Origin of the sequence: Mesorhizobium robiniae, from assembly GCF_040545535.1 — a bacterium.
Taxonomy (GTDB): Bacteria; Pseudomonadota; Alphaproteobacteria; order Rhizobiales; family Rhizobiaceae; genus Mesorhizobium; species Mesorhizobium robiniae.
The window spans coordinates 107485-133758 of record NZ_JBEPMC010000010.1 but is presented as its reverse complement, the minus strand read 5'-3'; the positions used below and the strand labels follow the sequence as shown (position 1 = coordinate 133758).

At 61.7% G+C, this 26274-nt stretch carries 31 protein-coding genes; 14 read left to right on the top strand and 17 right to left on the bottom strand.

From position 1 onward, the window contains the following. The first annotated feature begins 2 nt into the window (after nt 1-2). Complete coding sequence (gene ligD, locus ABID19_RS25330) at nt 3-2549, top strand: DNA ligase D (protein WP_354493645.1); 2547 nt, start codon at nt 3-5, stop codon at nt 2547-2549. A 33-nt stretch (nt 2550-2582) separates the two neighbouring features. Here the strand turns inward: ligD and ABID19_RS25325 are convergent, their stop codons facing one another. Continuing rightward, complete coding sequence (locus tag ABID19_RS25325; RefSeq protein ID WP_354493644.1) at nt 2583-3596, bottom strand: ATP-dependent DNA ligase; 1014 nt, start codon at nt 3594-3596, stop codon at nt 2583-2585. Between the two features lie 36 nt (nt 3597-3632). Continuing rightward, nucleotides 3633-4433 (bottom strand): non-homologous end joining protein Ku, encoded by an 801-nt coding sequence (ku, locus tag ABID19_RS25320; RefSeq protein WP_354493642.1) that lies wholly within the window; start codon nt 4431-4433, stop codon nt 3633-3635. 215 nt (nt 4434-4648) lie between these two features. Here ku and ABID19_RS25315 point away from each other — a divergent pair, with 215 nt between their 5' ends. Continuing rightward, nucleotides 4649-5743: a branched-chain amino acid ABC transporter substrate-binding protein gene (locus ABID19_RS25315; protein WP_354493640.1), complete on the top strand. Its 1095-nt coding sequence runs from the start codon at nt 4649-4651 to the stop codon at nt 5741-5743. Between the two features lie 7 nt (nt 5744-5750). Here the strand turns inward: ABID19_RS25315 and ABID19_RS25310 are convergent, their stop codons facing one another. The 4 genes from ABID19_RS25310 to ABID19_RS25295 form a co-directional block, all read right to left on the bottom strand. Continuing rightward, on the bottom strand, nt 5751-6230 hold the full coding sequence (locus ABID19_RS25310) for a hypothetical protein (protein WP_354493638.1): 480 nt from the start codon (nt 6228-6230) through the stop codon (nt 5751-5753). 293 nt (nt 6231-6523) lie between these two features. Next, entirely contained in the window at nt 6524-6739 is a 216-nt protein-coding gene (locus tag ABID19_RS25305) for a hypothetical protein (RefSeq protein ID WP_354493637.1), read from the bottom strand. Between the two features lie 58 nt (nt 6740-6797). Then, on the bottom strand, nt 6798-7043 hold the full coding sequence (locus tag ABID19_RS25300) for a hypothetical protein (RefSeq protein WP_354493635.1): 246 nt from the start codon (nt 7041-7043) through the stop codon (nt 6798-6800). 193 nt (nt 7044-7236) lie between these two features. Next, nucleotides 7237-7398 (bottom strand): hypothetical protein, encoded by a 162-nt coding sequence (locus ABID19_RS25295; RefSeq protein WP_352929245.1) that lies wholly within the window; start codon nt 7396-7398, stop codon nt 7237-7239. Nucleotides 7399-7880: 482 nt separating this feature from the next. Between ABID19_RS25295 and ABID19_RS25290 the strand changes: the two genes are divergently transcribed. Further along, nucleotides 7881-9626: a thiamine pyrophosphate-dependent enzyme gene (locus ABID19_RS25290; RefSeq protein ID WP_354493634.1), complete on the top strand. Its 1746-nt coding sequence runs from the start codon at nt 7881-7883 to the stop codon at nt 9624-9626. 19 nt (nt 9627-9645) lie between these two features. Here ABID19_RS25290 and ABID19_RS25285 read toward each other — a convergent pair whose 3' ends face one another. The 3 genes from ABID19_RS25285 to ABID19_RS25275 form a co-directional block, all read right to left on the bottom strand. Next, nucleotides 9646-9960, bottom strand: coding sequence for a hypothetical protein (locus tag ABID19_RS25285; protein WP_354493632.1), 315 nt, complete (start codon nt 9958-9960; stop codon nt 9646-9648). A gap of 161 nt (nt 9961-10121) precedes the next feature. Continuing rightward, nucleotides 10122-10370, bottom strand: a complete 249-nt coding sequence (locus ABID19_RS25280) for a hypothetical protein (protein WP_354493631.1) — start codon at nt 10368-10370, stop codon at nt 10122-10124. Between the two features lie 90 nt (nt 10371-10460). Next, nucleotides 10461-11282 carry an SIR2 family NAD-dependent protein deacylase gene (locus tag ABID19_RS25275; RefSeq protein ID WP_354493630.1) on the bottom strand — a complete coding sequence of 274 codons (822 nt, stop codon included), beginning with the start codon at nt 11280-11282 and terminating at the stop codon, nt 10461-10463. A 266-nt stretch (nt 11283-11548) separates the two neighbouring features. Here ABID19_RS25275 and ABID19_RS34365 point away from each other — a divergent pair, with 266 nt between their 5' ends. Further along, nucleotides 11549-11743 (top strand): hypothetical protein, encoded by a 195-nt coding sequence (locus ABID19_RS34365; protein ID WP_435528771.1) that lies wholly within the window; start codon nt 11549-11551, stop codon nt 11741-11743. Nucleotides 11744-11762: 19 nt separating this feature from the next. Here the strand turns inward: ABID19_RS34365 and ABID19_RS25265 are convergent, their stop codons facing one another. The 3 genes from ABID19_RS25265 to ABID19_RS25255 all read right to left on the bottom strand — a co-directional run bounded on the left by ABID19_RS25265 (nt 11763) and on the right by ABID19_RS25255 (nt 14533). After that, a complete protein-coding gene (locus ABID19_RS25265; RefSeq protein WP_354493767.1) occupies nt 11763-12698 on the bottom strand; it encodes an NAD(P)/FAD-dependent oxidoreductase in 936 nt (311 codons plus the stop codon). 75 nt (nt 12699-12773) lie between these two features. Then, entirely contained in the window at nt 12774-13247 is a 474-nt protein-coding gene (locus ABID19_RS25260) for a DUF2269 family protein (protein ID WP_354493628.1), read from the bottom strand. Beyond that, nucleotides 13247-14533, bottom strand: a complete 1287-nt coding sequence (locus ABID19_RS25255; RefSeq protein ID WP_354493627.1) for an SDR family oxidoreductase — start codon at nt 14531-14533, stop codon at nt 13247-13249. Before ABID19_RS25255 ends, ABID19_RS25260 begins: the two co-directional genes overlap by 1 nt. 150 nt (nt 14534-14683) lie before the next feature. On the opposite strand from ABID19_RS25255, the gene ABID19_RS25250 reads away from it, so the two are divergent. Continuing rightward, the gene (locus tag ABID19_RS25250) at nt 14684-14905 is read left to right on the top strand and encodes a DUF2934 domain-containing protein (protein ID WP_354493625.1); all 222 of its coding nucleotides are present in this window, start codon (nt 14684-14686) and stop codon (nt 14903-14905) included. Nucleotides 14906-14936: 31 nt separating this feature from the next. Next, nucleotides 14937-15068 (top strand): hypothetical protein, encoded by a 132-nt coding sequence (locus ABID19_RS25245; RefSeq protein WP_352929271.1) that lies wholly within the window; start codon nt 14937-14939, stop codon nt 15066-15068. Nucleotides 15069-15128: 60 nt separating this feature from the next. On the opposite strand, the gene ABID19_RS25240 is transcribed toward ABID19_RS25245, so the two are convergent. Next, on the bottom strand, nt 15129-15347 hold the full coding sequence (locus ABID19_RS25240) for a hypothetical protein (protein ID WP_352929274.1): 219 nt from the start codon (nt 15345-15347) through the stop codon (nt 15129-15131). A gap of 126 nt (nt 15348-15473) precedes the next feature. Next, a complete protein-coding gene (locus ABID19_RS25235; RefSeq protein ID WP_352929277.1) occupies nt 15474-15692 on the bottom strand; it encodes a hypothetical protein in 219 nt (72 codons plus the stop codon). A gap of 211 nt (nt 15693-15903) precedes the next feature. Between ABID19_RS25235 and ABID19_RS25230 the strand changes: the two genes are divergently transcribed. Both ABID19_RS25230 and ABID19_RS25225 read left to right on the top strand, forming a co-directional pair. Next, nucleotides 15904-16143: a hypothetical protein gene (locus tag ABID19_RS25230; protein WP_354493623.1), complete on the top strand. Its 240-nt coding sequence runs from the start codon at nt 15904-15906 to the stop codon at nt 16141-16143. A gap of 5 nt (nt 16144-16148) precedes the next feature. Next, nucleotides 16149-16544 carry a GFA family protein gene (locus ABID19_RS25225; protein ID WP_354493622.1) on the top strand — a complete coding sequence of 132 codons (396 nt, stop codon included), beginning with the start codon at nt 16149-16151 and terminating at the stop codon, nt 16542-16544. Nucleotides 16545-16561: 17 nt separating this feature from the next. On the opposite strand, the gene ABID19_RS25220 is transcribed toward ABID19_RS25225, so the two are convergent. After that, on the bottom strand, nt 16562-16921 hold the full coding sequence (locus ABID19_RS25220) for a response regulator (RefSeq protein WP_354493621.1): 360 nt from the start codon (nt 16919-16921) through the stop codon (nt 16562-16564). Next, the gene (locus ABID19_RS25215) at nt 16918-20019 is read right to left on the bottom strand and encodes a CheR family methyltransferase (RefSeq protein WP_354493620.1); all 3102 of its coding nucleotides are present in this window, start codon (nt 20017-20019) and stop codon (nt 16918-16920) included. Before ABID19_RS25215 ends, ABID19_RS25220 begins: the two co-directional genes overlap by 4 nt. On the opposite strand from ABID19_RS25215, the gene ABID19_RS25210 reads away from it, so the two are divergent. After that, nucleotides 20003-20383 (top strand): hypothetical protein, encoded by a 381-nt coding sequence (locus ABID19_RS25210; RefSeq protein ID WP_354493619.1) that lies wholly within the window; start codon nt 20003-20005, stop codon nt 20381-20383. The genes ABID19_RS25215 and ABID19_RS25210 overlap by 17 nt on opposite strands. Nucleotide 20384: 1 nt before the next feature. After that, nucleotides 20385-20981, top strand: a complete 597-nt coding sequence (locus ABID19_RS25205) for a response regulator (RefSeq protein WP_354493618.1) — start codon at nt 20385-20387, stop codon at nt 20979-20981. Between the two features lie 196 nt (nt 20982-21177). Here ABID19_RS25205 and ABID19_RS25200 read toward each other — a convergent pair whose 3' ends face one another. Then, nucleotides 21178-21450 carry a hypothetical protein gene (locus tag ABID19_RS25200; RefSeq protein WP_354493617.1) on the bottom strand — a complete coding sequence of 91 codons (273 nt, stop codon included), beginning with the start codon at nt 21448-21450 and terminating at the stop codon, nt 21178-21180. A gap of 273 nt (nt 21451-21723) precedes the next feature. Here ABID19_RS25200 and ABID19_RS25195 point away from each other — a divergent pair, with 273 nt between their 5' ends. From ABID19_RS25195 to ABID19_RS25180, 4 genes are read left to right on the top strand one after another with little or no spacing between them, the layout of a single operon-like run. After that, complete coding sequence (locus ABID19_RS25195; RefSeq protein WP_354493615.1) at nt 21724-22830, top strand: NAD-dependent epimerase/dehydratase family protein; 1107 nt, start codon at nt 21724-21726, stop codon at nt 22828-22830. Further along, on the top strand, nt 22827-23900 hold the full coding sequence (locus tag ABID19_RS25190; RefSeq protein ID WP_352929299.1) for an NAD-dependent epimerase/dehydratase family protein: 1074 nt from the start codon (nt 22827-22829) through the stop codon (nt 23898-23900). The genes ABID19_RS25195 and ABID19_RS25190 overlap by 4 nt, the downstream gene beginning before the upstream one ends. Next, on the top strand, nt 23897-25189 hold the full coding sequence (locus tag ABID19_RS25185) for a TIGR04295 family B12-binding domain-containing radical SAM protein (RefSeq protein WP_354493613.1): 1293 nt from the start codon (nt 23897-23899) through the stop codon (nt 25187-25189). The genes ABID19_RS25190 and ABID19_RS25185 overlap by 4 nt, the downstream gene beginning before the upstream one ends. Next, a complete protein-coding gene (locus ABID19_RS25180; RefSeq protein ID WP_354493612.1) occupies nt 25174-26274 on the top strand; it encodes a glycosyltransferase family 4 protein in 1101 nt (366 codons plus the stop codon). Before ABID19_RS25185 ends, ABID19_RS25180 begins: the two co-directional genes overlap by 16 nt.

Here is a 26274-nt window from a genome sequence, read left to right as displayed (position 1 = left end):
CGATGGCGCTCGAGACCTACCGCAAGAAGCGCGATTTTTCGGTCACCCCGGAGCCGCAGGGCCGCAAGGCGCCGAGGACTGGGAACAGCTTCGTCATACAGAAGCATGATGCGACGCGGCTCCACTATGATTTTCGTTTAGAAATGGACGGCGTCCTGAAGAGCTGGGCTGTTACCAAAGGGCCGAGCCTGATCCCCGGCGAGAAGCGTCTTGCCGTCCATGTCGAGGACCATCCCTTGGAATATGGCGGTTTCGAAGGCACCATCCCAAAGGGCGAATATGGCGGCGGCACCGTCATTCTGTGGGACAGAGGCACTTGGGCGCCGATCGGCGACGCGCATCGCGGCTATGCGAAAGGCCATCTCGATTTCGAACTTCACGGCGAGAAGCTCGACGGCCGCTGGCATCTTGTGCGGATGGCCGGAAAGCCGAGGGAAAAGCGCGAGAACTGGCTGTTGATCAAGGGCGACGATGAGGCTGCACGCGCCGAAGGCGATCCTGACATTCTGGACGAGCGGCCGGAGTCCGTCGCCACCGGCCGTAAGATCGAGGATGTCGCCGGCGAAGCGCCCGGCTGGTCGTCGAAGACAGGACGCATCGGCAAGCGCCGCGGCCGCACGAGGGCCGCTCCACCGGAAAAACAGCCCGCCCCCGCCAACGTTCCGGAGCCATCAAAGATCAAGGGTGCCAAGAAGGCAGCGCTTGCCGATTTCGTCGAGCCGACGCTGGCGACTCTGGTCCCGTCAGCGCCGTCCGGAGAACGCTGGCTGCACGAGATCAAATTCGACGGCTACCGGCTGCAGGCCAGGATCGAAGCCGGCCGCGTCAAACTGTTGACGCGGAGCGGTCTGGATTGGACGAAAAAATTCGGCAAAGCGGTCATTTCGGCGCTGGCCGATATCCCTGTCGGAACGGCGCTGATCGATGGTGAACTCGTGGTCGAGACCTCCGCCGGCGCATCGGATTTTTCCGCGTTGCAAGCCGATCTCAGCGAGGGCCGCAGCGATCGCTTTCGCTTCTACGTCTTCGACCTGCTTCATCTCGACGGGTACGATTTGCGCGACGTGGCGTTGATCAAGCGCAAGGAGCTGCTGGAAAAGATCATCGGCGGGGATAACGGTATCATCAGCTACAGCGGACATTTTGAGGAGAACGGCGCTCTGGTCCTGCAACACGCCTGCCGGCTGAGCCTGGAAGGTGTCGTCTCCAAGCTTCGCGATGCGCCTTACCGCGCGGGCCGCAGCAAGAACTGGGTGAAGTCGAAATGCTCGGCACGGCAGGAATTCGTCGTGGCCGGCTATGTCCCCTCGACAACTTCGCGCAACGCGATCGGTTCGCTTGTCCTGGGTGTCTATGACGACGGCAAGCTTCATCATGTCGGACGCGTCGGCACCGGCTACACGGCAGCGGTCGCGCAGAGCCTCTTCAAGAAGCTCGAGCGGATCCGCATTCCGTCGAGCCCGTTCGACGAGCGGCTGACCGCTGAGGAGGCGCGGCAAGCCCGCTATGTCAGGCCGGAACTGGTCGCCGAAATCGAGTTCCGCGCCTGGACCGCCGACGGCAATCTGCGCCACGCCTCGTTCCGCGGGTTGCGCGAAGACAAGCCGGCGAAGGAGATCGTCCGCGAAACGCCGAAGACGAACAAGGCAGCACCCAAACCTCAGCGCCGGACCGTCAAGCTCACCCACCCGGACCGCCTCTATTGGCCGGACCAGGGCGTGACCAAGGAGGGTCTCGCCGACTATTATGCCGAAGTCTGGCGCTATGCATCGCCCTACATCGTCGGCCGGGCACTGGCGCTGCTGCGATGTCCCAACGGCATTTCGGGCGAGAAGTTCTTCCAGAAGCATGCCTGGAAGGGTCTCAATCCAAATATCGTGCTGGTCCACGATCCCAAGGACCCGCCCGACGAGCGGCTGATCAGCATCAATGACCTCGATGGGCTGATCGGTCTTGTCCAGTCGGCGGCGCTGGAGATCCACCCCTGGGGCTCGATGGTGAGCGATTGGGAGCGTCCGGACACGATCATCATGGACCTCGATCCCGGCGAAGGCGTGGCTTGGGAGGCGGTGATCGAAGCCGCCGTCGAGACCCGCGACCGACTGAAGGATGCAGGGCTTGTCCCCTTCATCAAGACCTCCGGCGGCAAGGGTCTGCACGTCGTGGCGCCATTGAAACCGAAAGCGAAATGGCCAGAAGTAAAGGCCTTCACCAAAGCGATTGCCGACGCCATGGCCTCGGACAATCCCAGCCGCTACGTCTCGACCATCACCAAATCGAAACGACGCGGAAAAATCCTCGTCGACTATCTGCGCAACCAGCGCGGTGCGACCGCAGTCGCACCCTATTCGACAAGAGCCCGACCGGGTGCGGCGGTGTCGATGCCGCTTTCCTGGGACGAGCTCGGCCCCGGCATCGGACCGGCTTATTTTACCGTCGAGAACACACCCGTCCGGCTTGCCTCGCTATCGTCGGATCCCTGGCAGGATTTCCGCGCGGCCGCAGCGCCGATCGAAGAACCGGGAAGCCGGCGCAAGAAAGCGGCTTGAGGCCTGCCTTACGAAGGGCATGCATCAGGGCAATCAGGCGATCTGCTCAAACGTGCATTGTTCCGGCGCCTTGTCGGGCCGCCAGCGCAGGAATTTGGTGCCATGCCGGAAACGGTCGCCGGTAACGTGATCGAAGCGCACTTCCACCACCAATTCGGGACGGACCGGTTCCCATTCGCCGCTGCGCTCGGTACTCCAGCGGCTCGGCCCGCCCGGCGCCTTTCCGGTGAAGCCGGGTGGCTCGCGCATCGCTTCGAGCTTGCGGGTAAGTTCGGCCCTGTCGTCCTTGGCAATGGTCGAAGTGAAGCCGACGTGATCGAGCTTGCCGGCCTGGTTGTACAGACCCAGCAACAGAGAGCCGACCTGGCGGCTGTTGCTGAGATAGCGAAAGCCGCCGACCACGCAATCGGCCGACCGCAACCGCTTTACCTTCACCATCGCGCGCACCCCCGGTTGGTACGGACCGTCCAGGCGCTTGGCGACCACGCCGTCCGTCGCGCCATGTCCGGCAGCCCCTAGCCAGGAGCGGGCTTCCTTCACATCGCGTGTACAGTGCGAAAGCACGATGTCCTTGCGATTTGCCGAAGCGACGAAAGCCTCAAGGATCGCTCGCCGTTTTTTCAGCGTCCGCGCCAACCAGAGGGTTCCGTGCTCATCGCAGAGCATGTCGAACAGGACGATGCGAGCCGGGGTTTCGGCGGACAGCTTGCGGATCCTGCTCTCGGCGGGATGAAGCCGCATCTGGAGCGCGTCGAACGAAAACTTGCCGTCGACCGAGATGACGATTTCACCGTCGACCACAAAACGGCGCGACGGCAGTTCCTTCAATGTCGCGACGAGTTCGGGAAAATAGCGTCCGAGCGGCTTGCCTGACTTTGCGCGCAACTCCACCGCGTCATCCTGCCGGAATGCCAGGCAGCGAAAACCATCCCATTTGCGCTCGTATTGCCATCCGTCTCCTTCAGGAATCGCATCAGCGGCCTTGGCTTCCATTGGAGGCGTATCGAGCGGCAGAGGGAAGCCGCCGTCGCGAGGGATGACCTTCATTGTGCCGCCTTTGTCCTCCCGAGCAACTCCGTGCGCCTATTTTCGCTTTCCGGCCTCCGAGCCGATGCTCTTGCGCAGCGCATCCATGATGTTGATCACGTTGCTGGGCTGCTCGGGCTTGGCCTTGGCTTTGGCCGGACGCTTCTTGCCCTTCTTCTTCGAGGCAATGATCTCCAGCAGCCGCGCCTGGACGGGATCCCCGGTCATGGCGGGATCCCACTGCTTGGTTCGCTCATCAATTAGCGTCGAGACCATGTCCATCATTTTCGGGTCGGGTTTGGCGTCGTCGATCTTGCCGAAATAATCCTCGGGATCGCGAACCTCGTCACCATAGCGCAGCGTCCACAACACAATGCCCTTGCCTCGGGGTTCGAGCATGACGGCGCGCTCGCGGCGATACATGACCAGTCGCGATATTCCGACCGTCCCTGTCGACTGCATGGCGTCGCGAATGACGGAGAATGCCTCCTCCCCGACCGGGTCGTCAGGGGTGAGGTAATGGGGCTTGTCGTACCAGATCCAGCCGATGCTGTCGGCATCGACGAACATGTCGATGTCGATCGTACGGGTGCTCTCAAGCGCAACCGCGTCGAGCTCGTCGTCCTCGAGCAGCACGTATTCGTCCTCGCCGCGCTGGTACCCCTTCACCTCGTCGTCTTCAGCAACGGGCTTGCTGCTGACGGCATCGACATATTGGCTGACGACCCGATGCCCGCTCTTGCGATTGAGCGTATGAAACCGGACCTTTTCGCTCTCGGTGGTAGCGGGCGTCATCGCGACCGGACAGGTCACCAGCGAAAGCTTCAGATAGCCTTTCCAGAAAGGACGTGGCGCCATCAGGGAACCCCGGCAGATGTAAAACAGCCGAACGCACCAGGGTATCGATTGTTCCAGCTGCGTTTCGTCGCGCGCCCAGGCTCGCGAGCAAGATCGCTCGTCTTCGACCCTCAGGAAACCTGATGCCGTCGAATTCATCATTTTCCGGTTCGAGACGGAACCGATGAGCGCAAGCGCAGTTCGGGAGAGACAGCTCGGCAGCAAGGACCATTTCAATGTCGGAAGCGATCCGGATCGCAATCGGCGCCCCATTGTCGGGAAACGCGGCAGCGCTCGGCGCCGAGATGAAGCAGGCGATCGAGCTCGCGGTCGAGGAGCAGATCGCGGACATTGCGGGGCTTCCCATCTTGCTTGAGGCCGCGGACGATCAGGGCAAGGTCGAGAGCGGACGGCAAATTGCGGACGAGTTTTGCAGCCAGCCGGATCTGCTTGGCGTCGTTGGCCACTACAACAGCAATGTCACCATCGCTGCGGCGGAGACCTATGCCGCCCACGACCTCGCGATGATCACGCCGATCGCTTCCGACACGGCGCTCACCGAGCGCGCTCTGCCGAACGTCTTTCGCTTCACCAACCGCGACGACCAGACCGGAGCAGCCATTGCCCGTCATCTCTACGACGTCATGGGCAAGCGCCGCGCCGTCCTGGTCGAAACTGAAACCATGTACGGCCACAGCATGGGCAGCGCGTTCTCGCGGGCATTCCTGTCGCTCGGAGGACGCATCGCGGAGCGGCGAACGGTTCGCGAAGGGAGCCGCGATTTTGAACCCGTAGTCGCGTCCCTGCGGGCCGATTTCGACCTGCTGTTCTACGGCGGCAGTTTCGAGGGTGCGTTCATCCTGCGAGCAATGCGCCGTGCAGGTCTCGACCAGCTCTTTGCCAGCGGTGACGGCTGTTGGGACGCGGTGAATTTCCTTGAGCCTGCAGGAGAAACCGCGACCTTGGGTGAAGGCGTTCTTGTGTTGTCCGCTACGCCCGCACTGGGCAAGGTCGCGGGTTCGAGCGATTTCGCCGCGCGCTACGCGGCGCTGTTTGGACCGATCGGCAACTATGCCGTGAATTCCTACGATTCAGCCCGCGTGCTGATCGCCGCAATCAAGGACGCGATCACCGAATCCAATGGAAATCCGAGCCGACGCGACGTTCTGATTGCGATGCGGAAGCTCCGTTTCCAGGGCATTGCCTATAGCGATCCGGTGCAGTGGGACGAAAAAGGCGACAACCTGGCCGCTGTCACGGCGCTCTATGTGGTGGAAAATGGCCGATTTCGGCAGATTGCCGAAATCCCGAAGATGCAAGGTATCGGATAGATGCGCCTCACGACGGCCGCGGCGCACTCGGAAACAACACTCGCAATTTGTGCTCCGCGGCGGCCCAGTTGCGCGTGTGATATTGCCAAAGGCAACCATTGCTCACCGCAAAGGCCAGCATTCCGACGACCACGGCGAGGCTGATCGTCGACCCAAGGACGGCATTGGTCATCACACCGGCAAAGACGCCGGCGATCGCACCGTTGACGACATTGACCATGCCGGCGGTGCTGGTGAACGACTGCCAAGAGGTAGGCTTGAGACCGACATCGGCAAGCAAGGCAAGCTGGTTGTCATGCGTCGAATGGACAAGATATCGCGCCATGGATGGCGCCAGCTCGGTATAGTAGTGCCTGATCCGCGCCATGCCGCGTGCGTGGACCATATCCTCAATTGCCACCTGCACGGCCCTGACAAAGGTGACCAGTCCGACGAAGTAGAGGCATGGCAGCAGGATCAGGCTGAACAGCACGAATGGCTGGCCCATCTTCGTCACCTGAGCGACGAAAGGCGAGAGCAATCGTCGCGCTCGATACGGAGGTCAGGAACAAATTGGCGCGCTGGTTCGCCTCCTGAATCGTGGCTGCCCGGGCGGTTTGCAGCACGAAGTGCTCTGTCGTCATCATCTGCAGGAGTTGCTGCCCGCTCTCGCGTCACTTGTTTCTGTCATCGCGAATAGGTTTTCGTCGGTCGCGGTGCTGCCGGGTAAAAGCCGCATCGGCAATGCCGAATGAGGCCTCCCCTGGAGGGCAGGCGACCGCGCCATACGGCGAGTGGCTGTCAGTCCCGCAAACGATTGGCAGCGTGATCCTGGCGTTGGTCGGTCGCTATCTGCTTGGAATCCAGACCGCGTTCCTTGGTATGTTGGGCCTTGTCCCGGTTGGACAGAACCTGGTTTTCCCCGATCTTATCCTTCGGGGTCGTGGTCATGGCGCCTGTACCAGAACCCTTCCCCTGTGAACCTGCTCCGATGTGCTTTTTGCTACCTTTTGCCATGGGCTTTCTCCAATTCGTGTGGGATGACGCGACTAACCGTCCGGGCCAGTCGTCGGGGTCAGTCGTCGGGGCGGTTCTTGTGATGAACGCTCTCCTGATTTTTTCCGCGAAGGATGTTGCGGTCGTCAGGATCGACAAGGTCGGGTGTGTCGGACCTGATTTCCGATCCCTTGCGCAACGCTTCACGTTCTTCTGCCGATCGCTTCAGGTCCGCCTCTGCGTCGAAATCCTTGTCGGCACCCTTCGTGTTCTCTCGCTTTTCAATGATGCGCATCTGCTGTTCATGGGTCCTGCGTCCAGCCATTGGTTCCTCCAAGATGCCTCGCTTCGATTGGTGCCCAGGTCGTTGGCGGCAATCGTCGGATTCCCGGTGAGTGCAGGCCGTGCCGAAGCCGACCTATCGTGCTCTCCACGAGCTGGGCCTGTCCTATGGCGATAATGGCAGGGCGGCGGGATCGTTCCGAAATGGCGGTCGAATAAGCCGTCCTTCGCTCATCTCAGTCTTTCTCTTCGCGATACAAGCGCTCGGTCGCCCGCTCGCTCTCCCTGCGTTCTGCGGGACCGCGGCGGCGTCGCGTAACGAGTGCGTAGGCGATCAGGATTGCCAGTATCAGCGGACCGCCTGCAACGACGAGCAACCACATGCTGTTCTCAAACATGGACCATCTCCTTTTCCTCACAACCGAGAAGGCGCCGAAACCGTTCCTGGGTTCCGCCGCCAATTGCCGATGTTTACGATTGGCCAAATCGCTGGCGCCTTTGTCGTCGCAGGGCGGAGCGAACGCGAAGAGGAGCACATGACCAGGAAGGATGTCGTTGCGAGTTCGCGATCCGTGGTTTCAACTTGACACGTGACGGCAGTTATGCTAGGAATTTATTCATGGTGCTGATTTGCGCCGACGACCCGCCGCCAAGGCGGGTTTTTTGTTTCGGCGCTACCCCACAAGACTGCGAGTAGCCATTGACGGGCCATTTCCGATCGGCTTCCGCTGCGCGGTTCGCAACGCCGCCGTTCCGATGGAACATCAGGCTATCTCAGTCGTTCGGCAACCGATCGCTGATTTCCACCACTGACGCCCGACGCCGCAGCGAGCGCGCAAAGCTGCAGGGGATAAATCCACCAGACGCACAGGAGGCAACCATGCCCAACACTGCCGAGATCCTTGTCGACACACTGATCGCCTGGGACGTACGCGTGATCTTCGGCCTGCCGGGGGACGGCATAAACGGCATCATGGAGGCGCTGCGCACAAGGCAGGACAAGATCCGCTTCGTACAGGTGCGGCACGAGGAATCCGCGGCTTTCATGGCGACAGCCTATGCCAAATGGACCGGCAAGCTCGGCGTCTGTCTCGCCACCTCAGGGCCAGGAGGCACGCACCTGCTCACCGGCCTCTATGACGCAAAGCTCGACCAGGCGCCGGTCCTTGCCATAACCGGCATGCAGTTTCACGACCTGATCGAGACGTTCACCCAGCAGGACGTCGATCTCACCCGCGTCTTCAACGACGTCACCGTCTTCAACACGCAAGTGAGCGACGCAGCCCATATGGAAAACGTCGCCGGCCTGGCCTGTCGTTCGGCGCTTGCGGGACGCGGCGTTTCGCATCTTTCGATAGCAAGCGACGTGCAGGAACAGACGGCGGCAAAGCGCTCGCTGCGCAATCTTCCAAAACATACACCTGAGCGGTGGTTCGAAGGGGACAAACGACCCGACGACGCCCAGCTCACTCTTGCAGCGGACATCCTCAACACCGCCTCGAAAGTGGCAATCCTCGCCGGGCGCGGTGCGCTTAATGCGAAGGCCGAGCTCGAGAGGACGGCGGAACTCCTCGCCGCACCCGTTGCCAAGGCCTTGCTCGGCAAAGCCGTCCTGCCGGACGATCACCCGCACGTCATGGGCGGAATAGGAATATTGGGCACGCTGGCTTCGCAGGAGGTCATGGAGGAATGCGAGGCGCTGCTGATCGTCGGCTCGACCTTCCCCTACATCGAATACTATCCCAAGCCGGGCAAGGCGCGCGGCGTGCAGATCGACCGCAATGCGCAGCGCATCGGCCTTCGCCACCCCGTCGAGGCCGGTCTGGTCGGGGATGCGGCCATCACCTTGCAATTGCTCAACGAAAGGCTGAAGCCAAAGCAGGACAGATCCTTTCTCGAGAACGCGCAGCAGAGCGTGCAACGTTGGCGCAAGATGATGGCGGAGGCGGAAAGCAGGGACGATGTGCCGCTCAAGCCGCAACGCATCGTAAAGGCATTCGGCGATCGAATGCCGGCCAACGCCATCCTCGCTACTGATTCCGGTCAGAATACAGAACTTGCCGCCCGTCATATCGACATCAAGGCAGGACAGGATTTCGCCGTCTCCGGCTCGCTGGCATCGATGGCCTGCGGGCTGCCCTATGCGATTGCCGGCGGGATCGCCTTCCCAGGCCGGCCGGTTTTCGCGGTGGTCGGCGACGGCGGGCTGGCTATGCAGCTTGGCGAATTTTCCACCGCCGTGCGTTACAAGATTCCGCTCAAGCTTCTGGTGATCAAGAACAACATGCTCAACCAGATCGCCTGGGAGCAAATGATGTTCCTCGGCAATCCGCAATTTGCCTGCGAGCTCCAGCCGATCGATTTCGCCCTGGCCGCAGAGGCCATGGGAGGCATCGGCTACAGCGTCACCCGGCCGGAGGACGTCGATGGGGTTCTTGACGCCGCCTTTGCCACGGAAGGCCCGGTGATCATAGAGGCGGTCGTCGACGCATATGAACCCATGCTGCCGCCGCGCATGCCGGATGAATATCGCAAGAACATGCGCACAGCGCTGCGGGAAACGCCGGGCCGCAAGGAAATCGAAGCAAACCTCGCTCGGGAGCCGCTGAAGACGATGATGGGCTGACTGAAGGTTCGCTAGCCGGTCACTCCTTGACGTAGGCGCCTGGCTGGCGGCCGCTCTTCGGGGCCTTGGCATCCTTGGAACGCTCGGCGATCGACGGACCGGCGCCGGACGTCTTTTCCGTCGCGGCACTGGGGGTGGACTGTCCGGGCGGATTTTTCCCTTCGGACTGATGGGTTTTGTCCTCCACCTCGTTTCTTGACCGTGTCAGGCCCATCCCCCCGGCAGGCTTCTTGTTGGCGGCCGCCTCTTGGGAGAATTGATCAGACGCGTCCGCATCTCTCTTGGCCGGGTACTTGGTCGCACCATGTTCGTAACGGGTCTCGTTTTCAGTCATGGCGTCTCTCCAATTGTCTCCTGCGGCGGTTAAACGTTCCTGTGACGGTCCGGGTTCAAACCGCCGCTAGCGCTCCGGACGGAGGCCGCAACGCGCGGCACCGTGCCGTCAAACGGATGCCGCGCCCGCCGGCACGGCAACACTCAGGCGGCTTTCGCCAGTCAGACCTCTTGCCATAGCGTGTGCAGGATGTCGGCGCCCGGCTGCTCGTCGAACAGGACCGCGCAGCCGCGCTCCAGCGCCACCGGCGACAAAGCATTGGCCACGGTTTCGTCCGGCGAGATGAAATCACCGGTCAGCACCCGCAACTCTTCCACGGCTTTGGCCATCGACACCAATCGCCCTGCCGCGCGGCCGGTCGTGCAGGCATCGATGACGGAAACGAGATCGATCATATCGAAGTGGCCCATCATAGGCCTCCGCAAACAGCGTCCCTTCCCGGCTATGAACGCGGCAGCGATCGACAATGTTCCCGGCCGGGCTGAACAGAACGTCACGTGCTAACCCTGGTCTATCTTATCCTTGAGCTTGCTCAGGAATGTCACCAGAGCGTCTTCCGGCCGATCGGCCTCCTCGGTCAACATGTCGATGCCCCAGCGTCCGAGAACGGCTTCCTGGACGACGCTCGGTTGCGGCATGAAAACGAAGGATTTCGGACGGTTCTTTTCGTAGCCGGACCGGCGCCAGGTTTCCCACAGCCGATACAGCAACAGCCGGATGTTCATATCGGACATGCTGTAGCCGATGAACAGAATGGTGCGCCCCAGCGCGTCGGCGCGAAACTTCACGTCCAGCGGCGAATCGAACGACAGCCGCTCGAAATAGTCGGACTCGGCCAGAACCAGCGATGCATCGTCATCGAAATCCCCGTGGTATTTGATGATCTGGGTAGCCTCGCCGTTCACTTTGGCGATGTCCTTGGCGTTGGCCACCTTTACGAACGGCCGGTCGTGGAGTTCGAACGCCACCTCAAGATTTCGATCGTAGTTGGTGGTGTAGATGATCGGGAAATCGAGTGACACGATCAGCTCGTGGATCGCGGATCCTTTCACGTTTTTCCGCGAGACGCTCCATTCGCGATCCATCCAGCTGCGCAAGGAGCCGATACTCCCATGCTTTAGCCGGTAGTATTCGGCAAGCGCCTGGTAGCTGGGCTCAGGCATATCGGCCGTGGCGCGGTCGAGGCCGAGTTCATCCTCCATATGCTCGATGAGCTTCTCCCAGGATGGCAGGCCGACGCTCATCGACACCCCCGCTCCGACGAACAAGATCGCTCGTCGCTTTTTCACGGATTGAGCCAGTTGCTCGAGTGCAGACGGCATAGCCAACTCACCGGTAATGATCCAACACAACTGCGAAAGGCTGCGTCTGTTCCGGAGTGGCCGGATCATGTCGGTGTTCAGCAATTCGGGCGCAGACTGGAACCGCTGAGGCAGATTGAAGTTTGGTTGCCAGGGAGACGATGATGGCCGCACAACGAGATCAGACGCCCGCCAAAGCGAGAGGCGATATTCAGGCGACGCAGGACAAAAACCCGGGATTCGACCCTGCCGCTGCACCTGAAGAGACTGACGCAGAAGCGGCAGACGTGCCAACTCCTGCCACCGAGGCTCGTCCCCGGCGACAGCCGGAGTTCAAGAACGAAGCAAGCTTCGCCAATGCGATGCGCCCGGTAAGAAGCGAGCCTGATCTTCAGCCTGGCAAGAACTGGCCGGTGCTGGTGATTGCCGCAGTCGTTCTCGTAGCGGCCGCGGTCTTCGTGATAGCAGCCATGCTGCGCTAGCCAGACATGCTTCCGGAGCTCATTCGTACCCGAGGGCCAAGTCGTTGTGTGCATCTGTTGCGGCTATCGCAGCCTGGCCGAAAGCGACAGCGATCTGGTTCAAGGCCTTGACGAGGTCGCCGATGGCATACACCCCCTCGACCGAGGTCCGCTGATGCTTGTCGACGACGACGTAGCCGTCGTCGCAGCATTTGACGCCCATTGCCAGCGCGAGCTCGGAACGCACCCGGCAACCCATCGCCGGATAGATGACGTCAAAATGGCGCACGGCGCCGTCCCCGAAGACGGCATCGTAGCCGCTGCCGGCAGGAACAAACCTTTCGAAGGCATCGCAAATGGCAATGTTTCCTTCCATCGCCACGCGCCGCGTGCTGGCCGAAAAATCCGGAAGATAGCGAGCCAGCATTGTGACGTGCTGCGTATACTGCTTGAGGAACATGGCCTCTCGCAGTGCCTTCGCCTCCTCCCCGATGACGGCGACCCGATGATCAATGACTTCGTAGCCGTCGCAAACCGGGCATAGGCGTACGCTGCCTCTGGCAATGGCCTCGCGCAAGTCCGGAATAGCAGGTACAAGGTCGACAATACCCGTCGCCAGGAAAATCTTGCGGGCGCCGATCCGCCCTGCGTTTGTCTCGGCGCCAAACCCGCCTACGGTCGGCTCGATCGATGACACCTGACCCTCCACCAGTGTCGCTCCGTATTTGTCGGCCTGCGCACGAAGCCGGTGCAGAAGATCGGCGCCGCTGATCCCTTCCGGAAATCCCGGACAGTTGCGGCTTTCCGCAATCAGTGTGGCGCGCGCCTCATTCGCGTCCACCACGACGACCCGATGGCGGAACCTGCCGAGATAGATCGCGGCCGCCAATCCGGCAGGCCCGCCACCAACGATGAGGACATCCGCGTCAGTCCAGGATGAGGCTGAATGTCGGCGTTTGCGTACGGCTTGATCCATCCGCGCCGAACGCACTCGTGGGAAAGATGTTCCGGCGCCGAAAATCGAAGCCGCACGGGGCTGTCGCGGCAAGCGCTACCACTCGATCGCTGGCCGCGCGATCATCAGCCAGAAGATCCCGAGGACGGCAGCAAAGGCGGGAAAGCCAAAGGCGAACCACAGCCAGAAAAGCCTGATATACCGGGCCGGCAGCGGGGTGCCCGCTTTAGCGGCTGCGGATGCCAGATTACGCATCTCCATCTGCATCCATACCACCGGCAGCCAGAAAACGCCGGTGACGATGTAGAGTGCGATCGAGAGCACGATCCAGCCTTCGGAGAGCGGGTAACCGACCTGCCAGGCAAGCGCGACGCCGGTTATCGGCTGCGCCACAACCGCGGTTGCCGTGAAGAGGAAATCGGCGATTACCACGATGCGCGCCACGGCCGCAATCGTTGCCGCATTGCCGGTCCTGTGGGCGAGAAGCATGAAGAAGGCGATGCCGGCGCCGGTGCCAAGCAGCACACTGGCACCGATGACATGCAGGTACTTCAGCACGAAATAAAGCATCAGCGCTCCTCCAGTATTGCCAAGGCAACAAAGTGCAGGACGATGATCGGCAAGACCTTCAAGAATGGCCCAAGCGGTTCGTTCCAAAGGTCCGGGCGCAGGAAGGTGCCCAGGATCAGATAAAACAGCGAGAGCGCAATACCAGCGTAGAGGCCTTTTCGCGCCGTTGGCCGCCAGGCTATGAGCGCGCCGACAAGGATGTCGGCGAGAGCGCCGGCGACTACGGTCGGCGCCGACAACATCCCGGCCCCGGTGCTTTGCATGAGGCCGATGCCGTTGCCGAAGCCAGTGGTCAGCGACACAATCCCCGTCATGATCCAGAAGAAGGGCAGGACGACGAAGATCGCAGGTTTGGCGAAATAAAGCCCGGCAAACCATTTTTCCTGCACGGTTGCGGGATTGAGCGCGAGGAACTGCGCCAGGCTTTGTGGCTGTATGCCGGTCAAGGAAATCCAGTCCGAGGGATCTCCGATCGCCCCTCGTGTGATCTCCCTGGCGGCGTTGCTGCGCATCGGAGGCCGCCAGCCGAGCATCGCGGCAAGATCGCCGAGGCGGTAAAGAAGCCGCGCAACCCATCCCGGCAAGACAAGTCTCGATGCTGGAGCCCAGCCGAGCCAGCCGCGGAAAGTGCCGACGATCTCGTCCATGGTCAGCTGTTCGGGGCCGGCAAGTTCCAGCGCAATACGGGACCGACTGCCGGGATCGAGAAAGAAGAGCACCGTCGAGACCACATCCTCGAGCTGCACAACCTGCAGCCGGCCGGTATCGGGCATCGACGGCAGGACCGGCAGCGAGGCCAGACCGCGAAACAACGCACTGGCTCCAAACACAGGCCGGCCGAGCACGACGGAAGGGCGAAGGATAATCCAGTCCAGATCAAGCGCCATCAGAGCCTGATCGCCGGCATGTTTCGTCGCCGAGAACGACGAAGGCTGTGCACGATCCACACCCATTGCAGAGAAGTGGATCACCTTGGCAACGCCGGCCCGCGCGCAGGCGAGAAAAAGAGCCGCCGCCGCATCGCGATGAACCTGCCCGGTGTTTTCGCGGGGACTATCCTGCAGAACGCCGGCACAATTCACGACGGCATCGATGCCGGTGAGATGCGGCAGCCAATCTTCAGGGCGTAGCGCGGTCGCCATGTCCAGCACCAATGATTGGTAGCCGCGAGCTCCATTGTCCCGAGGGCTGCGGACGATGCCGACCACCTCATGGCCTTCGGAAACGAGGCGGGCGCAGACCGAAGCGCCGATCAGGCCAGTGGCGCCGACGACGAGGACTCTCATTGGATTTCGATCTCGGCCGCTGGAGGCATATTGTTCACTTTACTCTCCGGCCCGCGAATATTCGACGTGCTCTCTCGCGCGAGAACTGTCCGGGCAGCGCGGAACAAAACCATCGACCGCGGGATTTAGGACAGCAGCAGGAGATCCATCATGGACAGGGAAGAGCGTATCAGGCGACGAGCCCATGAAATATGGGAGCGTGAAGGCCGTCCGGAAGGGCGGGAGCGGGAGCATTGGGATCGGGCTGTCCAAGAGATCGAGGCAGAGGGTTCCGAAGCAGAACGAGGTCCGGTCGTTCCCGACCCGACCGTTGGAGCCGGCTCCGATCCCGTACAGGCGACGCGCGGAGCTAACCGCAAGCCGAAATCTTGACCGGCTGTCCGGCACGGAAAGGAAAATGCCCATGCCTCGTCTTATCTCCTTGGGAGTGATCGTAGTGGCGGTACTCTTCATCGTTTGGCTGTGGGCCGACCAGACCGGCCAGACCAGCGTCGAGACCCAGCCCGCGCCCCATGCCATAGACCAGGATGGATGACGCCCGCCAAATTCCATTCCGAACAGGGCCTGCAAGGCTCGCAGTTGACGCGATCCTCGCCTAGGTCGAGGGCGCGGCATCCTCATTCCTGTACTCCTGAATAAGGCCAAGGATTTGCGATCGAACCAACTCGCGAGCCTCGGGCTGAACGAACGGCATCAGGAGTTCGACCCTCTCCTCGATCTTCTCGGGAAGGTCCGCGGCAGGATCGATGAGATCGTTACCGTGCGCGTAGAGATTGTCCGTCAGCTTTTTGTCGAGGTCGGAAAAAATACCCATCCATCTGCTCCAAGCCAGCTTCTCTGCTTTAATTGGGAGGCTGACGAATTGTTCCGCCGGGGCGGTCGCTAACTAAAGAGCTGCTTGCCCACCGAAGCGTGCCGGCATTGGCCCGCAGGATCGCGATTATTGCTGGTCCGGCATCTCGGTATTCTCCCGGGGATTCTTCTTGACGCCCGCCGCAGGCGAGGTGTCGGCCGGGGCGTTGCCACCTTGGTTCTGCTCAGGCGCTCTTTTAACCGGCGAGGTTTGCCAGCCCATGTCGCCGTACAGAAAGCCTATGAGAAAGCCGACGATAATAATCGCGGCTATGGCCAGCGAAAGTATAGCGTTGCGTCGCTGCATGTCCGGCTCCTTCCTGCGAGCCGAACAGCCGGTGGCGAAAATGGTTCCCATCTACAGGAATGCGCGTGCAACATACGTTGCGCACCCAAGAAGACGCTTGAAGCTTCAGGCCGTGGAACTTCGCACCTCGCCGGCGGTTGACATGCACGAGTGATGAGCAGCGAGCGAAATGAGCTGTTCACCGACACTCTCGCAGCAGGAAGGAGACACCATGGGCAAAGAGAATACGACATCGAAGCCGGTAATCCGGCAGACGGATGCCGGCGGCTTGCCCCATCCAAGGCGGGACGCCGACAATACGGATGCGGGCGCGAAGCCGCCGACGCCGAAGACCGCCGGGACCTCAAAGCCCTCGACTGCTCCGCTGGACAATCCGGTGGCGAACCGCAATGCGGGCCGGCCGCGCCAGTCAGGCACCACACCACGGCCGTCCGAAAAGCCGCTGGACTGAGATCGATGGCCGGGGTCGAACGGGACGGCGGCTGCCTGTGTGGCGCCGTTCGCTTCAAAGTGAGCGGCGCTCCGCAGCGCGTCGGAATCTGCCACTGTCAGGATTGCCGACGCGCCAGCGGCAGCTTCTTCACGCCGTTCGGCGTCTGGCCCATTTCGGCCTATGAAGGCAGCGGAGAAATGAAGATATTCGCCAGACGCAGTTTCTGCCCGCAATGCGGTTCGCATATCGCCTGGCTGCGGGACAACGAGGCCGAGATCATGCTCGGCTCGCTCGACATGGCTCCCAGCGACCTCATTCCGGAGTATGAACTGTGGGTACCGCGCCGTGAGAACTGGCTCATGGCATTACCTTGGGCGGAGCAATTTGCCGGTGATCGCTTTCCGCCTTCCGATCCATGACGAGCTGCTGAAAGAAGTTAGGAAGTGCGGGCCAATTCAGCCAAGGCACTCAAAATGGCAGCCTGATCCGCCGGCTTGCGAACAAATTTGAAGGTGGCGAAGGCGGATGGAACATCGTGCGGTCCAAATCCGCTCAGACACGCGAACGGAATGTCGCGGGTTTGCAATTCTTCTGCAATTGCCAGGCTTGTCTCGCCATTCAGCTGAACATCCAGCAGCGCCACGTCGACATGATCTTCGCCGATAAGGCGAAGCGCCACCGCCACCGAGGGGGCCGGGCCAACGACCTGATGCCCCGAAGCGCGCAGACAAGCAGCGACGTCCTCGGCGATGAGCCATTCATCTTCGACCACCAGAACGCGCAGCCGGTCGCTCACGACGTCTCCTTGCGCGTCATTGGAAATGTGACCTGGACCTTAAGGCCATCATTGTTGAAGGCGGTCTCGACGTTTCCGCCCAGCCTGTAGCCGATCTCGCCCTGCAACAGGGAAAGCCCGAAACCGTTTACTTCGGGCTTTCTCACCGGCGGGCCGTCTCTTTCGCGCCAGGCGAGCGTGAAGACATCGCCCTCGCCTGACCATTTCACTACGACCCTGCCCTGGGGTTTCGACAGCGCACCATATTTGGCGGCGTTGGTCGCCAGTTCATGGATGGCCATGCTGAGGGAAAGACCCTGTTGCGGACTGAGCTTCACTTCAGCCCCGTCAAGCTCGAACCGGTCGATGCCGAAAGGTTCGAGTTCCTGGCGCAACAGTTCGTTGATAGCGGCTTCTTTCCAGCGCTCCTTCGACAACAGCCCATAAGCCCGCGACATGGCATGCAAACGACCGATCAATGCCTCGGCGAACTCCTCCTTCGTTTCCGAATTTTCGCGGGTGCGGTTGGCGATGCTGGCGACGACCGCCAGCATGTTCTTGACGCGATGGTTCAGCTCCGAAATGAGCACCTGGTCTTGCTTTTCCGCCTCGGCCAAGGAGGTGACGTCGACCAACGTGACCACAACGCCCTGAATTCTATCGTCCTTATCGCGATAGGGATTGATGCGAACCATATGAAACCGGCCCTGGGCGTCGCGCGCCGGGTGATGGTTCAGGGTCTCTCCGGTTTCGAACACGGCATCGATGTGCTGTTTCAGCTCGGGATAGTCGAGCTGACTCGAAAGTTCGGTCAGTGGCCGGCCGACGTCGGATGGACGCAGGCTGAAGAACGACGAGGCCGCCGGCGTAAAGGTGCGCATCACCAGATTGCGGTCGAGAAAAATGGTTGCGATCTGGGTGCTCTCGAACAGATTCCGCAAGTCGCTGTTGGCGTGATCGAGCTCCTCGATCTTGCTGGTCAGTTCCGAATTGATGGTGTTGAGCTCCTCGTTGAGCGACTGCATCTCCTCCTTCGACGCCTCAAGCTCCTCGTTGGTCGACTGCGCCTCCTCATTGACGGAGACGAGTTCCTCGTTCGACGATTTCACCTCTTCCAGGGCGGTTTCGTACTCCTCGATCGTCGATTGCAGTCGCTCGCGCGTGTCGCGCAGCTCCCGCTCGAGATCCGCAGTGCCTTCGCTATCGCGCTCTTCGCGTCCCACGTCCGACCGCGCCTGCACCGGGCCCGATGGTTCGAACAGGACAAGATACAGCCGTTCGCCCTTGCCGCGTTCGGCCAGGGGCTCGACTGTGAGTTTGATCGACTGGACCGGTTCGTCGTCCTCATCGACGATGACATTTTCCCGCACCACGGTGCGGCGCGTCGCGACCGCTTCCCGCAACGCCGCACGCAGGTCGAGCCGCAGCCCGCGGCGGGCCAAAGTCAGCACTTGCCGGCTTGGAATGCCTTGTGGCGCTTCGAGATATCTGCCGGTCCGGGCCGAATAGTAGACGATGTCACCGTCGCCATTGACCAGGACATGCGGCGGCGCGAAACGCTCCAGCACCTGTGCCTCGACCGCCTGCCGAAGCGGATAGCTGGCGGTCCCTTTCTTCGACCGCATGCCTTCGGGCAGAAAGGCGCCCGAACGGCCGTCGCCGATCAGCGTCGGCAGCGTTATATGGGGCGAGGCATGTTCCCGTGCCTGAAAAATGCGCTGCTTCTTATCCACCGTGGCGAAGAGGTTGTCGTGCTGGCCGACGCTTTCGGACGTGCCGAGGAAAAGGTAACCGCCCGGCCTCAGCGCGTAATGGAAGATCGGAATAACCCGGTTCTGGATGTTCGAGCCGAAATAGATCAGCAGATTGCGGCATGAAACCATGTCCATGCGTGAAAACGGCGGGTCGCGGACGACGCTGTGAGGGGAAAAGACGCACAACTCCCGTACCTCGTTGGCTAGCACGTAACTGTCGCCGTCGCTGCTGAAAAAACGCTGCTTGCGTTCGGGCGAAACCCCCTGCAGCAATGCCGCGGGGTAACGTGCCGCACGCGCCACCGCGAGTGCCGCCTCATCGATGTCAGTCGCAAATATTTGGACGCGTGGCGTAACCGAGAGCGTCTCCATGTGTTCGCGCATCAGCATGCCGATGGAAAACACCTCCTCACCGGTGGCGCAGCCAGGCACCCAGATCCTGACGGCGTCGCTGGCAGTCTTGCCCTCGAACAGCTGCGGGATAATCTTCTCCTCGAGCAGCTTGAAGGCATCGGGATCACGGAAAAAATCAGTGACGTTGATCAAAAGATCGCGAAAAAGGTCCATCGCCTCGCGAGGGTCCTTCTTCAGCCATTCGACATAGGCTGCAATCGACTGAAGCTGCGCGATCTGCATGCGCCGTTTTACGCGACGCAGGAATGTCTTGGCCTTGTAGCCGGAGAAGTCGTGACCAGAATGACCGCGCAGAATGGCGTAGATTTCCTCACGCAGCCGATCGATGTCTGCCGCACCGTTCCCGCCGCCGTCCTCGGCGATTCCGTTCAGCATATCGAAGCTGCGGGCAAAGCCCTCAAGCTTCGCGCCAATCTCGTCGGCCGGCGCCGCAATGTCGACCAGCCCGCTGGAGATCGCGCTTCGCGGCATGTCGGGGTTGCGCGGACCGTGACCGTTCGGAGCTTGGGCGACCGTCAATCCGCCCCGCTCCTTGATCGCCTTTGCGCCCAGCGTGCCGTCGGAATCGCCGCCCGACAAAATGACCCCGACCGCATATTCGCCCTGATCTTCGGCAAGCGCGCTGAAGAAGATGTCGATCGGCTTGCGCTCGCGGTTGAGCACATTCGACGGCCGCAGGTGCAGCACCCCTTTCTCGATCGTGAGAACGACGTTGTGGGGCATCACATAAATGTGGTCGGATAGGACGGTGGTGCCGTCCTCGACGACGATAACCGGCATCCGCGTATAACGCCCGACCACCTCGTGAAGCAGGCTTTCGCGCTCCGGGCTGAGATGGGTAACGATGACGAACGCCATGCCGGGCTGGCCGCTGAGGCCTTTGAATAGCCCCTCCATCGCAGGGATGCCGCCGGCTGAAGCGCCGACGCCCACAATGGGAAATCTCTTCATCTGGGATGTCACCGCACGCCCCTGGTTGAACAGCCTCGACCACAGGGCGGCCAAATTGACCCAAACCACGATCGGGCTGAACGCAAAGCCAGCATATAACGGACGAGAGGACCGGAACAAGTCAGCGCACAAGGCGTTAACTTCAGGAACTTTTGTGGTAATTTCAATGTCAAAACGAACACCTGATCTAAAGCCGACAAAACAAACGTTGCTGCGATCCTCGGAACTGCCGGGCTTTGCTGCAACCGATCCCATTCCGCCCCGAATGCTCGCCTTGGCGAAACGATTGCAGGAAGCCTTGCAGCAGCATGTCGAACAGGCCCGCGCCGACAATTGGAAATCTCGCTCTAGGAAAGGACGATGAGGTGCGCGATCTGCGAGGGGTGCACATCCTGATCGTGGAAGACGACTGGGTATTGGCCGGCGATCTTGCCAGGTACTTCGGCAATATGGGCGCGGTCGTCCTCGGCCCTGCAGCGACAGTCGAGCAGGCGTCAGCGCATACCGAGACGGCCGAGGCGGCGATCCTCGACGTCAATCTCAACGGGCGGCGGGTGTTTCCGATCGCAGACGAACTGATGCGCCGCGGCGTGCCTTTCGTCTTCTTCAGCGGCGACGAGGACATCGTCATCCCGGAACGTCTGCGCCACGCCAGCAATCTTCGAAAATCATCGGATAGCCACGCCATCTTCGATGCCTTGTTCCCTCCCGAAATGTCGGCCTTGGCGGGCAGCCCTCCCGTGAACCTGTCCGACAACGTGTTTTCACTCTTGCCGAAGCTCAGGCTCGCGGCGCGTCTGCTGCTGGGCGACGTGGGCGCTTCCGACCGGCTGGTCGAGCGAACGCTGGAGCGAGCCATCGGCGAGATCGACAGGAGGCGGGCCGGCGTGTCGACCGAAGATTGGCTGAACGGCATCATGCGAAGCGTCGCCCGGTCGAGCGGAACGAGCCTGTTGCACTGAAGCGCGATCGATCGCAGACGATCGAGGTCCTGGTCTCTTTTATTGATTCTCTTATTTTCTCCATCGGGCCTGACCGCTCGATATCCGATGCAAGACTCCGAAAAAGCACACTAATTCAGCGGTCTGGGGTGAAACTCTCCATCGAAATGCAAGGTGCCCTAAGAGCTACCGAGGGACCAACGACGCGGCGGCCCCATCAGCCACCCTGGTTTCGCTCGACGAACTTGTTGAACCGGCTGGTTTTTCCGCCACCGGTTTCGTCCTGGTAGAGGAAGGCCAGATTGTTCTCGTCAAAAATCCGGAAGAACTCGTCCCATTCGACGGCTTCGAACTCCTCCTCGGGTTCGCCAAAATCGATCCGCAGGATGCCGCCCTCGCCCTTGGTGCGTATCACAGCAGGTCGGCCACCCCGATCTTCGGCCCACTGGCGGATCTCGTCGTGATTGGTAGTCGTCTTCGAGTCAGACATTGAAATCTCCTTTCGATCCGGGCTTTGCGAGCTTCACGGCCGGGTCTGGCGCGCCACTGCTCGATGACAGCTACCTGTCTGTCCGCTGCTTCCGACCACGGCCGGATCAGCGCCCTAACCCCAAACAAGCTGCAATGTTCCGCAGGCCTAAGGCCTGTTCGCGATGCGTTCACCTCGGTTCGAGGGACCCAAAACCATCTTTGTTGAAGGAGAGGGAACAAACCTTTTGCCAAACAGTTCGGGGCGCCAAGGCCATCTGCGCAAGGAGTTGTCGTGAAACGCATATTGGTTACCGGGGGCTGCGGTTTCATCGGCCGCCACGTCGTTCAGGAACTCGTCGAACATGGTTATGCCGCCTGCATTCTCGATGCGCTGCTGGAACAAGTGCACGGGGGCGAGGCGATCAGCCTGCCGGCGGGAGCCGAACTGATCAAGGGCGACGTTCGCGACCGCGACGCCGTCGCCGAGGCGCTTCAAGGCGTCGACGCCGTCATCCATCTGGCGGCTGAGGTCGGCGTCGGCCAATCCATGTACGAGATCGCCCGCTATGTCGGCGCAAACGACCTCGGCACCGCCACTTTGCTTGAAGCGCTGATCAAACATCCGGTCGAGCGGATCGTCGTCGCTTCGTCGATGAGCGTCTACGGCGAGGGCCTCTATGCGACGCCGGACGGTCGGCGCGTCGACAATGCACGGCGGCAGCCGAGCGACATCAAGAGCAGCCAATGGAACCCGCTGTCGGCGGCGAATGAAAGCCTGTCGCCGCTGCCGACGGACGAGGAAAAGCCGGTCGATCTCGCCTCGATCTATGCGCTGACGAAATATGCTCAGGAGCGCGCCGTGCTAATCTTCGGGGATGCCTATGGCGTCGATGCGGTGGCGCTGCGCCTGTTCAATGTCTTCGGCGCCGGACAGGCGCTCTCAAACCCGTATACCGGCGTCTTGGCGAACTTCGCCTCGCGGCTCGCCAATGGCCAGCGGCCGATGATCTTCGAAGATGGCGAGCAGAAACGCGATTTCGTCCATGTGCGCGACGTCGCCCGCGCGTTTCGCCTGGCCTTGGAACAGCGCCAGGCGCGCGGCCATGTCATCAATATCGGCAGCGGAAAGGCCTATGCGATCAGCGAAGTCGCCCGGCTGCTCGCCGATGCGATGGGCTTGCCGGGGCGGCAGCCTGAAATCCTCGGCAAGGCGCGCTCCGGCGATATCCGCAACTGCTTCGCCGACATCGCGAAGGCGCGTGAATTGCTCGGCTTCGAACCGCGGCACCGGCTGGAGCATTCCCTCGACGAGTTCGTCGCTTGGGTTCGCAACACGGTTGCCATCGACCGCGGCGCCGACATGAAACGGGAGCTCGAAGAGCGGGGACTGGTGTCATGAGGCCCGATGGTTTTCGCGAAGCGCCGGTCACCATCGTCGGCGGCAGCGGTTTCATCGGCTCGAACCTCGCCGACAGCCTGTTGTCTGACGGCGTGCCGGTGCTGGTCATCGACAATCTCAGCCGTCCGGGCGTGGAGCAGAACCTCGCATGGCTGGCGCAGAAGCACGGCGATCGCCTTGCCGTTGAGACCGTCGATGTCCGGAATGCGGACGTTCTGGCGCCGCTTGTGGCGCACTCCAGGGCGATATTCCATCTTGCCGCGCAGACCGCCGTCACCACGAGCCTCGTCCAGCCAAGCGAAGATTTCGACATCAATCTTCGCGGGACATTCAACATCCTGGAAGCCGCCCGCCGGAGCGGCAAGCGCATCCCTGTGATCTTCGCCAGCACCAACAAGGTCTATGGCGGCCTGCCCGATGTCACGGTGCGCGAAGAGCACGACCGGTGCGTGCCCTGCGACGCCGGCATCCGCGCCAACGGCATAGACGAGACCTGCGGCCTCGACTTCTGCACGCCCTATGGCTGCTCCAAAGGCGCGGCCGATCAATATGTGCTCGACTATGCCAAGTCGTACGGCCTGCCGACCGCGGTCCTGCGCATGAGCTGCATCTATGGACCGCGCCAGTTCGGCACGGAGGACCAGGGCTGGGTCGCCCATTTTCTGCTCAGCGCGCTTTCCGGCCGGCCGATCACAATCTACGGCAACGGCAAGCAGGTGCGCGACATACTTCATGTCTCCGATGCCGTTGCCGCCTATCGCGCGGTACTTGCGGGGATTGAGGACATCGGGGGCCAAGCATTCAATCTCGGCGGCGGACCGGACAACGCCGTCAGCCTGCGCATGCTGCTCAAGGAGATCGGCGAGCTGACCGGGCGGAGCCTTTCGATCCGCTACGACCGGGAACGCACCGGCGACCAGCCGTTCTTTGTTGCCGATACCCGCAAGATAGAAGCGAGGCTCGGCTGGAAAGCGCAGGTCTCCTGGCGCGACGGCATCCGCGATCTCACCGACTGGCTGCAGCGTCATCGCCTTGAGCCGCAAGCCGAAGCAGCGAGGTACGTGGCATGAAAGTCGCCCTGGTCAATCCGTTCTGGACCTACGAAGACAGCATCTATTTCGGCTGCCGCCAGCCGCATCTGCCGCTGGAGCTGGGCTACTCGAAGGCTTTGCTGGAGGCTGACGGTCATGAGGTGCTGATGCTGGACGGGCAAATCCAGAAACTGGACAACGCGATGCTTGCCGATCGCGTCGCCGCCTTCGCGCCGGCCATAACCGTCGTCAGCACGGCGCCGACCTATCTGTTCTGGCGCTGCGCGCCGCCCGAGTTGCGCGTGCCCGCCGATTTCCTCAACCGCCTCGCCGGCCGCGGCGGCCGCACGGTCGCTGTCGGACCGCACGGTTCGGCGACGCCGACGCCGACGCTGCGCAAGCTTGGCGTCGACGTCGTCGTGCGCGGCGAATGCGAAGAGATCGTCGCGGAACTCGCCAGCCGTGACGACTGGAGCGCGGTGCCCCATACCGCCCATCTCCACGGGGGAAAACTGGTCGGCAATGGCGGCGTCCACGCCAGTTCCTTTGTCGGTCATCCGCCCCTCGAATGGCCGTCCGATTGGATTGCCGCCCATCCGCACCATCACCACAGGTTCGATGACAACCAAGTGGGTTTCGGAGCGGAGGTCGAGGCGTCCCGCGGCTGCCCCTACAATTGCAGCTTCTGCGCCAAGATCGATTTCCGCGACGCCTACCGCCGCCGAAACCACGATGCGGTCATGGCGGAAATCGACCGCCTGATCGGACAAGGCGTCGGCTACATCTATTTTATCGACGAGATCTTCCTGCCGCAGAAAGCGCTGCTGGAAGCATTGGTCGATCGCGACGTCAAGTTCGGCGTGCAGACCCGCATCGATCTCTGGAAGCCGGAACTTCTCGAATTGCTGGGTGCCGCCGGCTGCGTTTCGATCGAGGCCGGTCTCGAAAGCCTGACCGTGGAAGGCCGGGCCATGCTGGCAAAGCGTTGCCGGCTGGGCACCGAGGAACTGGCTGCGCTGCTGGTCAATGCACGACGTCACGTTCCGTTCGTCCAGGCCAATCTGATCGGCGTGGTCGAGGACGATCCCGCGTTGGTCGATCATTGGCGCAAGCACCTCATCGACCGTGGTGTGTGGGCCAACGAACCGGTGCCGCTCTATCCCTACCCCAGTTCGCCCAGCTATCGCGAGATCTGGGGCGAGCCGGATGATCTCGCCTGGGAGCGCGCCCATGAGCACTATCTGGCCTCGTTCCGGACATTCAGTGACATCCAGGAGAAGCGTCCACGTGCGCTGGCCGAGTTGGAGGCCACATGTTGCAGTCACTGATCCGGCGTTCGCGGCGAATCCTGATGACCGTCGATGCCGTCGGCGGCGTCTGGCGCTACGCGCTTGATCTGGCGCGGGAGCTGGCTCAGGGCGGCGACAGCATCGTGCTTGCCGGATTGGGGCCGGAGCCGTCCGAGGAGCAGGCGAAGGAGGCGCAGGCTTTCGCAGCCCTGGTGTGGCTCAAGACACCGCCGGACTGGACGACCAGGAATGAGGCCGATCTGGACAGGTTGCCGCAGGAACTGGGGCCACTTGTTCGTGATTATGCGATCGACCTCGTCCATCTCAATGCGCCGACGCAGGCCGTGGGACTTGATGTGCCGTGCCCTGTCGTGGCGGTGTCGCATTCCTGCGTCGTGACGTGGCTCCGCGCCGTCAAGGGACTGGCCGCGGACGGCGAATGGGGCTGGCAGAAGGACCGCAACAGACGCGGTTTCGATTGGGCAAATGCGGTTATCGCGCCCAGCCGCAGCCATGCCGACATGCTCGAAGCCTGCTACGGACCGATCGCCCGCCTGAGCGTCGTCAGCAACGGCACGCGGCCGGGTCCAAGAGCACAGAGGCGGGAAGCAGTGGTTCTCGCCGCCGCGCGTTGGTGGGATGAAGGCAAGAACGCAGCTACGCTGGATCAGGCGGCATCGCTGACCAAATGGCCGGTCTTCGCTGCCGGGCCGCTGCAGGGCGCCGATGGGCAACGCGCCAGGTTCTGCAACGTCATCCCTCTTGGCTCTGTCTACTACGATGAGGTGCGTCTGTTGATGGGGCGGGCCGGTATCTTCGTATCGCCGTCAGTCTACGAACCCTTCGGCCTTGCCGTTCTGGAGGCAGCCACATCGGCAACACCTCTGGTGCTTGCCGACATGCCAACCTATCGCGAACTGTGGGACGGCGCCGCCATGTTCTACGACGCCCATGATCCACGCGATCTCGCCAGATCTATCGATTGTCTCTCTTGCGACGCCCAGCATAGGCGCCGGCTCGGCGAAGCCGCCGCACGCCGAGCGCGCAAGTTTTCACCGGCAAGACAGGCGGCCGCCATGCGCGACATCTACGATCGGGCCGCCCTGGCCGTTGCGGAACGCTGA

Bases quoted from the DNA above. Each gene is read 5' to 3' on its own strand.
- ABID19_RS25225 (WP_354493622.1), top strand. From the start codon at position 16,149: ATGGCCGGGGTCGAACGGGACGGCGGCTGCCTGTGTGGCGCCGTTCGC.
- ABID19_RS25240 (WP_352929274.1), bottom strand. From the start codon at position 15,347: ATGGGTATTTTTTCCGACCTCGACAAAAAGCTGACGGACAATCTCTAC.
- ABID19_RS25295 (WP_352929245.1), bottom strand. From the start codon at position 7,398: ATGTTTGAGAACAGCATGTGGTTGCTCGTCGTTGCAGGCGGTCCGCTG.
- ABID19_RS25290 (WP_354493634.1), top strand. From the start codon at position 7,881: ATGCCCAACACTGCCGAGATCCTTGTCGACACACTGATCGCCTGGGAC.
- ABID19_RS25245 (WP_352929271.1), top strand. From the start codon at position 14,937: ATGCCTCGTCTTATCTCCTTGGGAGTGATCGTAGTGGCGGTACTCTTC.
- ABID19_RS25215 (WP_354493620.1), bottom strand. From the start codon at position 20,019: ATGAAGAGATTTCCCATTGTGGGCGTCGGCGCTTCAGCCGGCGGCATC.
- ABID19_RS25210 (WP_354493619.1), top strand. From the start codon at position 20,003: ATGGGAAATCTCTTCATCTGGGATGTCACCGCACGCCCCTGGTTGAAC.
- ABID19_RS25265 (WP_354493767.1), bottom strand. From the start codon at position 12,698: ATGGATCAAGCCGTACGCAAACGCCGACATTCAGCCTCATCCTGGACT.
- ABID19_RS25300 (WP_354493635.1), bottom strand. From the start codon at position 7,043: ATGGCTGGACGCAGGACCCATGAACAGCAGATGCGCATCATTGAAAAG.
- ABID19_RS25260 (WP_354493628.1), bottom strand. From the start codon at position 13,247: ATGCTTTATTTCGTGCTGAAGTACCTGCATGTCATCGGTGCCAGTGTG.
- ABID19_RS25250 (WP_354493625.1), top strand. From the start codon at position 14,684: ATGGACAGGGAAGAGCGTATCAGGCGACGAGCCCATGAAATATGGGAG.
- ligD (WP_354493645.1), top strand. From the start codon at position 3: ATGGCGCTCGAGACCTACCGCAAGAAGCGCGATTTTTCGGTCACCCCG.
- ABID19_RS25325 (WP_354493644.1), bottom strand. From the start codon at position 3,596: ATGAAGGTCATCCCTCGCGACGGCGGCTTCCCTCTGCCGCTCGATACG.
- ABID19_RS25185 (WP_354493613.1), top strand. From the start codon at position 23,897: ATGAAAGTCGCCCTGGTCAATCCGTTCTGGACCTACGAAGACAGCATC.
- ABID19_RS25275 (WP_354493630.1), bottom strand. From the start codon at position 11,282: ATGCCGTCTGCACTCGAGCAACTGGCTCAATCCGTGAAAAAGCGACGA.
- ABID19_RS25235 (WP_352929277.1), bottom strand. From the start codon at position 15,692: ATGCAGCGACGCAACGCTATACTTTCGCTGGCCATAGCCGCGATTATT.
- ABID19_RS25310 (WP_354493638.1), bottom strand. From the start codon at position 6,230: ATGGGCCAGCCATTCGTGCTGTTCAGCCTGATCCTGCTGCCATGCCTC.
- ABID19_RS25255 (WP_354493627.1), bottom strand. From the start codon at position 14,533: ATGAGAGTCCTCGTCGTCGGCGCCACTGGCCTGATCGGCGCTTCGGTC.
- ABID19_RS25190 (WP_352929299.1), top strand. From the start codon at position 22,827: ATGAGGCCCGATGGTTTTCGCGAAGCGCCGGTCACCATCGTCGGCGGC.
- ABID19_RS25305 (WP_354493637.1), bottom strand. From the start codon at position 6,739: ATGGCAAAAGGTAGCAAAAAGCACATCGGAGCAGGTTCACAGGGGAAG.
- ABID19_RS25180 (WP_354493612.1), top strand. From the start codon at position 25,174: ATGTTGCAGTCACTGATCCGGCGTTCGCGGCGAATCCTGATGACCGTC.
- ABID19_RS25315 (WP_354493640.1), top strand. From the start codon at position 4,649: ATGTCGGAAGCGATCCGGATCGCAATCGGCGCCCCATTGTCGGGAAAC.
- ABID19_RS25200 (WP_354493617.1), bottom strand. From the start codon at position 21,450: ATGTCTGACTCGAAGACGACTACCAATCACGACGAGATCCGCCAGTGG.
- ABID19_RS25285 (WP_354493632.1), bottom strand. From the start codon at position 9,960: ATGACTGAAAACGAGACCCGTTACGAACATGGTGCGACCAAGTACCCG.
- ABID19_RS25230 (WP_354493623.1), top strand. From the start codon at position 15,904: ATGGGCAAAGAGAATACGACATCGAAGCCGGTAATCCGGCAGACGGAT.
- ABID19_RS25280 (WP_354493631.1), bottom strand. From the start codon at position 10,370: ATGGGCCACTTCGATATGATCGATCTCGTTTCCGTCATCGATGCCTGC.
- ku (WP_354493642.1), bottom strand. From the start codon at position 4,433: ATGGCGCCACGTCCTTTCTGGAAAGGCTATCTGAAGCTTTCGCTGGTG.